Origin of the sequence: Gemmata sp., from assembly GCF_051859125.1 — a bacterium.
GTDB lineage: Bacteria > Planctomycetota > Planctomycetia > Gemmatales > Gemmataceae > Gemmata.
This window is the reverse complement of record NZ_JBHYGG010000072.1, coordinates 1-7864: the sequence shown is the minus strand read 5'-3', so window position 1 is coordinate 7864 and position 7864 is coordinate 1. Positions and strand designations below refer to the sequence as shown.

At 71.5% G+C, this 7864-nt stretch carries 5 protein-coding genes; 1 reads left to right on the top strand and 4 read right to left on the bottom strand.

Going from position 1 to position 7864, the window contains the following annotated elements; translation table 11 throughout:
• Positions 1-390: 390 nt before the first annotated feature.
• The 4 genes from ACTIGN_RS08595 to ACTIGN_RS08580 all read right to left on the bottom strand — a co-directional run bounded on the left by ACTIGN_RS08595 (position 391) and on the right by ACTIGN_RS08580 (position 6081).
• Positions 391-1404 (bottom strand): AAA family ATPase, encoded by a 1014-nt coding sequence (locus ACTIGN_RS08595; protein ID WP_439622810.1) that lies wholly within the window; start codon positions 1402-1404, stop codon positions 391-393.
• Between the two features lie 407 nt (positions 1405-1811).
• Positions 1812-3374: a hypothetical protein gene (locus ACTIGN_RS08590; protein WP_439622808.1), complete on the bottom strand. Its 1563-nt coding sequence runs from the start codon at positions 3372-3374 to the stop codon at positions 1812-1814.
• On the bottom strand, positions 3374-4843 hold the full coding sequence (locus ACTIGN_RS08585; RefSeq protein WP_439622807.1) for a hypothetical protein: 1470 nt from the start codon (positions 4841-4843) through the stop codon (positions 3374-3376). Before ACTIGN_RS08585 ends, ACTIGN_RS08590 begins: the two co-directional genes overlap by 1 nt.
• A 125-nt stretch (positions 4844-4968) precedes the next feature.
• The gene (locus ACTIGN_RS08580; RefSeq protein WP_439622805.1) at positions 4969-6081 is read right to left on the bottom strand and encodes a 5-(carboxyamino)imidazole ribonucleotide synthase; all 1113 of its coding nucleotides are present in this window, start codon (positions 6079-6081) and stop codon (positions 4969-4971) included.
• A 217-nt stretch (positions 6082-6298) separates the two neighbouring features.
• Between ACTIGN_RS08580 and zwf the strand changes: the two genes are divergently transcribed.
• Positions 6299-7759, top strand: coding sequence for a glucose-6-phosphate dehydrogenase (zwf, locus tag ACTIGN_RS08575; protein ID WP_439622803.1), 1461 nt, complete (start codon positions 6299-6301; stop codon positions 7757-7759).
• Positions 7760-7864: the final 105 nt, after the last annotated feature.

The window sequence follows — 7864 nt, the reverse complement described above, 5'->3', positions numbered from 1 at the left end:
TGGTCAGTGGTCAGTGGTCAGTGGTCAGTGGTCAGTGGTCAGTGGTCAGTGGTCAGTGGTCAACGGGCAGTGTGGAGTGGACAGTGGACAGCAAGAGGGAAGAGTCGGAGTTATCGTGTGCCCCATGCGCGCCGAGGCTGCTCGCCCACCACTTCGCCGTACCCTGGGTTCTTGCCCTCCCCCCTGGTGGGGGAGGGTGGCGAGGCTCTGCGAGCCGGGTGGGGGGGAAGCTGGACACACCGTTCAGGTCGCCCCCCACCCGCCGCTCGAAGACTCGCGGCGACCTCCCCCACCAGGGGGGAGGTCAAGAACCCAGTGGGACGGATCAACCGGATTCGGTATTCACTTTCCACCACCCACTGCCCACTGCCCACTACCCACTCCCCACTACTACACCGTTTCCAGCACCGGCACGGAATGGAGCACGTCGCGGACGATGTCGGCGACGTACTTCCCCTCGATCTCGGCCTCGGGCCGGAGGATGAGCCGGTGCCCCAGCACGCCGTAGGCGACCGCCTGCACGTCCTCGTGGGTGAAGAAGTGCCGGCCCTCGAGCACGGCCCGCGCCCGGGCGCACCGGAGCAGGTTCAGCGCGGCCCGCGGGCTGGCCCCGAGCGCCACGTCCGGGTGCCGGCGGCTCGCGTCGGCGAGGTTCACGATGTACTCGAACAGCGAGTCGTGCCCGTACACGAACGGGAGCTTCCGCTGGAGCGCCAGGATCGTCTCGGGGGTGAACAGGGGCTCCACCTCGGCCGGCGGCTTGCTGTGCAGCCGGAGCAGGTTCACCTCGTGCTTCAGCCCCGGGTACCCCATCTCGATGCGGAGCAGGAACCGGTCGAGCTGCGCCTCGGGGAGCCGGTACACGCCCTCCTGCTCGACCGGGTTCTGCGTCGCCAGCACGATGAACGGGAGCGTCAGCGGGAGCGACGCGCCGTCCACCGTCACCTGGTACTCCTGCATCGCCTCGAGGAGCGCGGCCTGGGTCTTGGCCGGGGCGCGGTTGATCTCGTCGGCCAGCAGCACCTGGGTGAAGATCGGCCCCTTGCGGAGCACGAAGTCGTTGGCGTTGCGGTCGAAGATGGACGTGCCGGTGACGTCGGACGGGAGCAGGTCCGGGGTGAACTGGACCCGCTGGTACTGGCACCCGAGGATGCGGGCGAACACCTTCGACAGCGTCGTCTTGGCGACCCCGGGGACCCCTTCGAGCAGGACGTGCCCGCCGGCCAGCAGCGCGATGAGCAGTTGCTGGGTGACCGGCTCGACGCCGACGACGACCCGGGCGATCTCGGCGGTGACCCTCTGGTTGAGTTGCTTCGCCTGCTGGGCCAACTCGTGCGCGGGCTTCGCGTCGGCGGGCGGGGCGTCGTGGGCCTGCTGCGTGCCGATCGGCGGGGCCAAACTCATGCCACACTCCCTAGCTGTCGTTCCTGTGTGTCGGTCGCCGCCCCGGCCCGGCGAGCGGGGGCGTCGGCCCCCGGGTTCTTCTCTTCTTAGAAGCGGTGGCGGATCGTGGTCGCGTGTCGGGTGCCCACTTCTCGTAGTTCCCCCTCACCCGCCGCGAAGCGCGGCGACCTCTCCCCGTAGGAACGGGGCGAGGTGGGGGTGGTCGGTCCACCTCCAAAGCCGACTCACCCGCGGTGCCTGTGAGGAGCCCGGCGAGCCCCACCTCGCCCCGTTCCCACGGGGAGAGGTCGCGACGAGCCTCTGCGAGTCGCGGGTGAGGGGTGACCGCGTGAACCACGCTTCACCCACGCGGACCTTTCCACCACCCCTTGCTCTCGCCCCGGGGGCAGCCGGGGGCGACGCCCCGACTAAGAGGCGGCGGGTTCCAGCACGAAGTGCCACTTGCCGTCGGCGTGGGCCTGCCGGACCCGGTCGAAGTACCCTTCGAGTTCCTTCCACCGGGCGACGCTCAGCTCCTGCGGGGGGCCGAACGCGAGCTTCCAGAAGTCGGCGACCGCGAGCCGGAGCGAGTTCGGCTTCCGCACCGCGCGCGTGACCACCACCTCCGGGGGCCGCTCGCCGCCGCGGGCGCCGAGCGCGTGGAAGAACTCGCGGACCGCGTCCCGCACCGGCTCGTACACGTTGTTCCGCCGGGCAAGTTCCTTCTGCCGGCGGTCGAACACCCCCGGCGGGCCGGCCGCCACGCCCGCGATGGTCGGGGGCGGCGGCGCGTCGGTCGGCTTGCGGGCCGAGAACATCCGCTTGAGCAGGAACCAGGTGCCGTAGAGCGTCAGGCCGAGCAGGGCGAGCCGGGCGATCGACGCGAGACTGAACGCCCGGAGCAGCAGCTTGTTGGGCACGTCGCGGGTCTGGACGTCGTCGACCAGCTTGTCGGCCATGTCGACGAGCTTCTCCTGCATCGCGTTGATGTTCGGCATGGGCAGCGGGGGCTTCGGCTTGGCGAAGGCGTGCCGCAGGTCGTCGAACTTCTCGACCACCCGGCCGTTCTCGTAGAGCAGGCACCGCTTCCGCTGGGTCGGCCCCTGGAGGTACTCGATGACGCGGTAGGTGAGTTCGAGGTTCTGCGTCCCGGGCTCGATGAGCATCTGGTTGATGAACACGCTCTGGTCGGCCATGGCCAGGAACCGGTACGGGAACTCGCCCCGGCGGGTGTCGCCGTACCCGCCGGCGGCGAACAGCGCGCCGCCCACGTCCACCGGTGGCGGGGCCGCGTCGCCCCGCCTCCGGTTCGACGGCACGGTGACGCACCCCCTCGGGAGCCGCGCGGCCGGCTGGCGGATCATGGCGTTGAGCGGATCGGCGACGATGAAGGAGCTCTGGTTCGCGGCCACGCGGGTGAGCGGGTGCGCCCCCCCGCCGTCGCCGGCGAAGACCCGTGTGAGCGGGTCCTCCGGGTCGTCCCGGTCGCCGCCCGGGGGGGCGACCGGGACGAGGTACGGGCAGTCGAACTTCGGCTCCGGCTCCAGACCGCCGGCCACGGGGACGGCGTGGACGGACCCGGCGACCGTACACTGGACGCGGTCCGGCGCGACCGCCGCGCGGTGGTCGCCGTTGAAGTCGTGGAGGTCCAGGTACGAGTCGGTCGCGACGAGAGCCGCGCCGCCGTTCGCGACGACGTAGTGGGCGGTGATCGGCCCGCCCGCACCGCCGTGGGGGGCGTGCCGCCAACCGCTCCCCAGGACGACGACGATCACCTCCTCGGGGCGGGTCCAGGCGTCCTGCTCCTTGATCGGCTTGACCCCGGCGCGGTCGAGCAGGGCGCGGAACAGTTCCGTGCCGTCGGCCGGGATCTCGACCTGCGGCCGCTGCGGTTCCGGGGGCGGGCGGCGCTGGGCGGTGGCGGCCGTGGGGGCCGCGAGGAGCGCGGCGGCCGCGAGGGCGAGCGCGAGTGTGGCGGTGCGGGTCGGCATCAGTGCGACTCCCCCGCGAGCGAGCAGGCGAGTGTGCGGGCCTCGGCCAGCTCGCCGTTGGTGAGCGCCTCGTCGAGCGGGGCGTACCGGGCCAGTTCGTAGAGCCGGGCCAGCCCCGTGCCGGCGCGGGGGTCGCGGGCGGCGACGTCGGCCAGGGCCGCGGCGATGGTGCCGTGGGTCCAGTTCCTCGCGGCCGGCCCGCACAGGAGGACGCTCAGGTACTCGAACGCCTTCACCACGTCCTCGCGGGTCGTGATCCGCCGCGGGTCCACGGGCCACGGGCCGAGCCCGGCCCCGGCGAACGCACCCCCGCGGACCGCGGCGTCCCGGAGATTCCGGAGCTTGAACCACAGGAACACCCCGGCCACCAACAGGAGCAGCACCACCAGCGCCGCCCACGAGCCGCCGAGCCCGCCGGTGCCGCTGCCGAGGCCCCACCCGGAGGACGAGGGCAGGTTCGGCCGCGGGCCGCCGTCCGGGGGCGACCAGTTGGGCGCCGGCGTGTTCGGGGTCCGCCACCCGCTGAACAGGTCGCCGACCTTGGGGAGCTCCCAGTTCCCGAGGTTCCAGTTCCCGCCCCCGGTGCCGGTGCCGCCGAACACGTCGCCGAGGTTCGCGCCGTCGCCGGCCTTGAGCAGGTCCCAGAGGCTGTTCCCCTTGTCGTCCTTCAGGTCGAAGTCGAACCCGTTCTCGCCGATCGCCTCGAACAGCGCCCGCTGCACCTCGGGGGTCTCGCTCAGGGGGCCGATGTTCCGCTCCCACAGCGCCGCGAACGCCTGGAGCGACTTGGACCGCGGGTCGGTCGCCTCCTCGGGCTCGGGGAACGGGCTCTCGTCGAGGCGGAGCTTGGTCGGGTCGTCCCCGGGCCGCGGCGGGGGCGGAAGGTCGTGCTCCGGCGGCGCGGGTTGGGGATCGGCCTTCGGCCGCGGGTCGCCCCTCGGGTTCGGGTCCGGGTCCGCCTTCGGATCGCCCTTCGGGTCCGGGTCGGTCTTGGGGTCGGCCTTCGGGAGGTCGAACTTGGGGAGCTTGATCCCCTTGAAGTCGATGTCCGGGCGGTCGGGGAGCTTGCCGCCGAGCTTGGGGTCGAGGAGCTTGGTGAGGTCGTCGGGGGAGACCTTGCCGGGGCGGCCCGGGTCGGTCTGCTTCTGCTTGGCCAGTTGCTTCAACTGCTCCATCAGCTTCTTGTCCGACGTGAGCCGCTTGATGATCTCTTCGGCCGGGCCGCCCTGGAGCCCCGGGTTGTTCTTGAGGAGGTGGTCCCGGACCATCTCCTGGAACGGGTCGAGGCCGTTCTCGCCCGCCCCCATGCGGGCGAGCGCCGCGCGCACCTGTTCGGGGGTGAGCGACTGCTGCCAGATCGTGTGCGGGTGGTGGTCCTGGGCGCGGGCGGGGCCTGGGGCGGGGGCGACGGCCAGCACGAGGCCGAGGAACGCCGCCGAGAGGGCGGGGCGGCGGAGGCGGGGGTTCATGGGTCACGCCTCGTGGGGACGACGGCAAGGGACCTGGACCGCGGGTGCGGACCGGTACACCTTCCAGCATTGTGCCCGAACCGGGTGTCTGAGGCAAGCGACCCGCGGCAACCCGGGGGCGGGGCTCATTCCGCCTTCACGAACGGGCGGCGCTCGAACTGCGCGTCCCACTCGGGGAGCCGGTCGGCCAGCTCGTCGGCGGTGCCCGCCCGCAGGGTGACGTGCCCGACCTTCCGGGCGGCCCGCGGGCTCTTGCCGTATACGTGCAGCCGCGCGTCCGGGTTCGCGAGCACCTCCGGGACCGGCGGCACCGCCCCGATGAAGTTGTACATCGCGGCGTGCCCGACCGCGTCGCACCGGCCCAGGGGGAGCCCGCACACCGCCCGCAGGTGGTTCTCGAACTGGCTCGTCACGGCCGCGTCGATGGTCCAGTGCCCCGAGTTGTGGACCCGCGGGGCCATCTCGTTGGCCAGCAGCCGCGGGCCGTCCTGGAACCACTCGATGGTCAGCACGCCGACGTAGTCGAGTTCCGCCAGCACCCGCGACGCGTACTCCGCGGCCCGCTCGTTGAGTTCCTCGCCGAGGTTCCCGGCCGGGGCGACCGAGCGGTGCAGGATGCCGTCGCGGTGGACGTTCTCGATCAGCGGGTACGCCGCGATCCGCCCGTCGCGGCCCCGCACCGCGAGGAGCGAGAGCTCGCGGTCGAACGCGACGAACCCTTCGAGGATCAGCGCCCGGCCGCCGAGCTTGGCCCACGCGGCCTCGCAGTCGGCGGGCGTCCGCAGCACCGCCTGGCCCTTGCCGTCGTACCCGAACCGCCGCGTCTTGAGGACCGCGGGCAGGCCGATCGACGCAACGGCCGCGTCGAACTCCGCGCGGGAGTCGACCGCCGCGAACGGCGGCGTCGGGATGCCCAGGGACACGAAGAACTGCTTCTCGGCGAGCCGCTCCTGCGACACCTCGAGCGCCCGCGGGGGCGGGAACACCGGCACCCGCTCGGCGAGCCACCGGGCGCTCTCGACCGGCACGTTCTCGAACTCGAACGTCACCACGTCGGACCCGCGGGCCAGCTCGTACAGGGCCCGGTAGTCGTCGAACTCGCCGGCGACGTGCGGGCACACCTGCCCGGCCGACGACTCCTCGCCGGGTTCGAGGACGGTCGGCCGCAGGCCGAGGGGGTAGCCGGCGAGGGCCAGCATCCGCCCGAGTTGCCCGCCGCCGAGGATGCCGACACGCATGGGAATGTTCTCGCCCGCCGGGTTCGCGACCGTGCGGGTACTTATAGGGACCGCGCCGCCTCATACCATGAGGGGAGTTCCGAGTTGCGAGAAACCGTTCCGCCCCGGCCGCGGCGACGCGCCGAATTCGAACATTGCGCGTTCCCCGCGGGCCGCGTACCTTTAAACTCGGACCGCCCCAGATTCCTCGGACCACCTTCACACCAGGGTCACGCTCATGGCATCGCCGCTCACGGTCGTCATCTTCGGGGCGTCCGGGGACCTCACGTCCCGGAAGCTCATCCCGGCGCTGTACAACCTGATGCTCAAGGGCCGGCTGCCGGCCGAGGCCAAGGTGCTCGGCGTCGCCCGGACCGCGTACTCCGACGACGCGTTCCGGGACCACCTCACCCCGAAGGTGAGGGAGGCGATCACCGGCGCGGGCGAGCTGTTCGACCCCGCGAAGTGGGCGGAGTTCGCCAAGCGGATCCACTACGTCGCGGCCGACGCCACGCAGGCGGCCGGGCTGAAGCCGCTGCAGGACTGGTTCGCGGCCAACGAGGGCGGGGCCGGCGGCCGGCGGCTGTTCTACCTGTCGGTGTCGCCCGACATCTACCCGCAGCTGGCCGGGCACCTCGGCAGCGCCGGGATGAACAAGGAGGACACCGGGTTCCGCCGGCTCATCATCGAGAAGCCGTTCGGGCACAACCGCGAGACGGCCGTGGCGCTCAACGAGGCGCTGCACAAGCACTGGAAGGAGGAGCAGCTCTACCGCATCGACCACTACCTCGGCAAGGACACGGTCCAGAACATCCTCGTGTTCCGGTTCGCGAACACCATGTTCGAGCCGCTGTGGAACTACCAGTACATCGACCACGTGCAGATCACGGTCGCCGAGAAGGTGACGGTCGGCCGCCGCGGCGGGTACTACGACGGCAGCGGCGTCCTCCGCGACATGCTGCAGAACCACCTGCTCCAGATCATGACGATGGTGACGATGGAGGACCCGACGCGGTTCACCGCCGAGAACCTGCGCAACGAGAAGATGAAGGTGCTGTCGGCCGTCCCGATCCCGACGGTCGAGAAGGCCCGCAAGTCGATGGCGCTGGGGCAGTACACGGGCTACCACTCGGAGCCGGGCGTGCCGGCCGCGTCCAAGACGCCGACGTTCGCGGCGGTGAAGCTGGAGATCGAGAACCGGCGGTGGCACGGCGTGCCGTTCTACCTGCGGTCGGGCAAGGGGCTGAAGAACCGGTACAGCGAGGTGATGATCCAGTTCCGGTGCCCGTCGCACCTGATGTTCCCGCTGCCGCCGGGGCAGGTGCTCCGGTGCAACCACCTGACGGTGATGATCCAGCCCAACGAGGGCATCAAACTGAACTTCCAGACCAAGGTGCCCAACGTGGACGGCGTGGACCTGCAGCCCCGCGACCTGGCGTTCGACTACAAGGACGCGTACAAGGAGAAGGCGCTGCCGGAGGCCTACGAGCGGCTGCTGCTGGACGCGATCACCGGCGACGCGGCGCTGTTCATGCGGGCCGACGAGATCGAGCGGGCGTGGGAGATCATGGACCCGATCATCACCGCGGCCGAGCAGAGCGACACGCTGCCGCAGGGGTACGCGGTCGGCTCGGAGGGCCCCGCGGCCTCCGACGAGCTGCTCGGGGCCGAGGGCCGCAAGTGGCAGCCCATCGGGTGACGCTGCCCTCCGGCGAGCCGGGAGCGTGAGCGACCGGAGCTTGGTTTGGTAGCCCCGGAGGGGCGGCGGATGGTAGCCAGGGGTGGAGCGAGTCTTCGAGCGCAA

Coding starts and splice junctions, on each gene's coding strand:
- ACTIGN_RS08595 (WP_439622810.1), bottom strand. CDS start 1,404: ATGAGTTTGGCCCCGCCGATCGGCACGCAGCAGGCCCACGACGCCCCG.
- ACTIGN_RS08590 (WP_439622808.1), bottom strand. CDS start 3,374: ATGCCGACCCGCACCGCCACACTCGCGCTCGCCCTCGCGGCCGCCGCG.
- ACTIGN_RS08585 (WP_439622807.1), bottom strand. CDS start 4,843: ATGAACCCCCGCCTCCGCCGCCCCGCCCTCTCGGCGGCGTTCCTCGGC.
- ACTIGN_RS08580 (WP_439622805.1), bottom strand. CDS start 6,081: ATGCGTGTCGGCATCCTCGGCGGCGGGCAACTCGGGCGGATGCTGGCC.
- zwf (WP_439622803.1), top strand. CDS start 6,299: ATGGCATCGCCGCTCACGGTCGTCATCTTCGGGGCGTCCGGGGACCTC.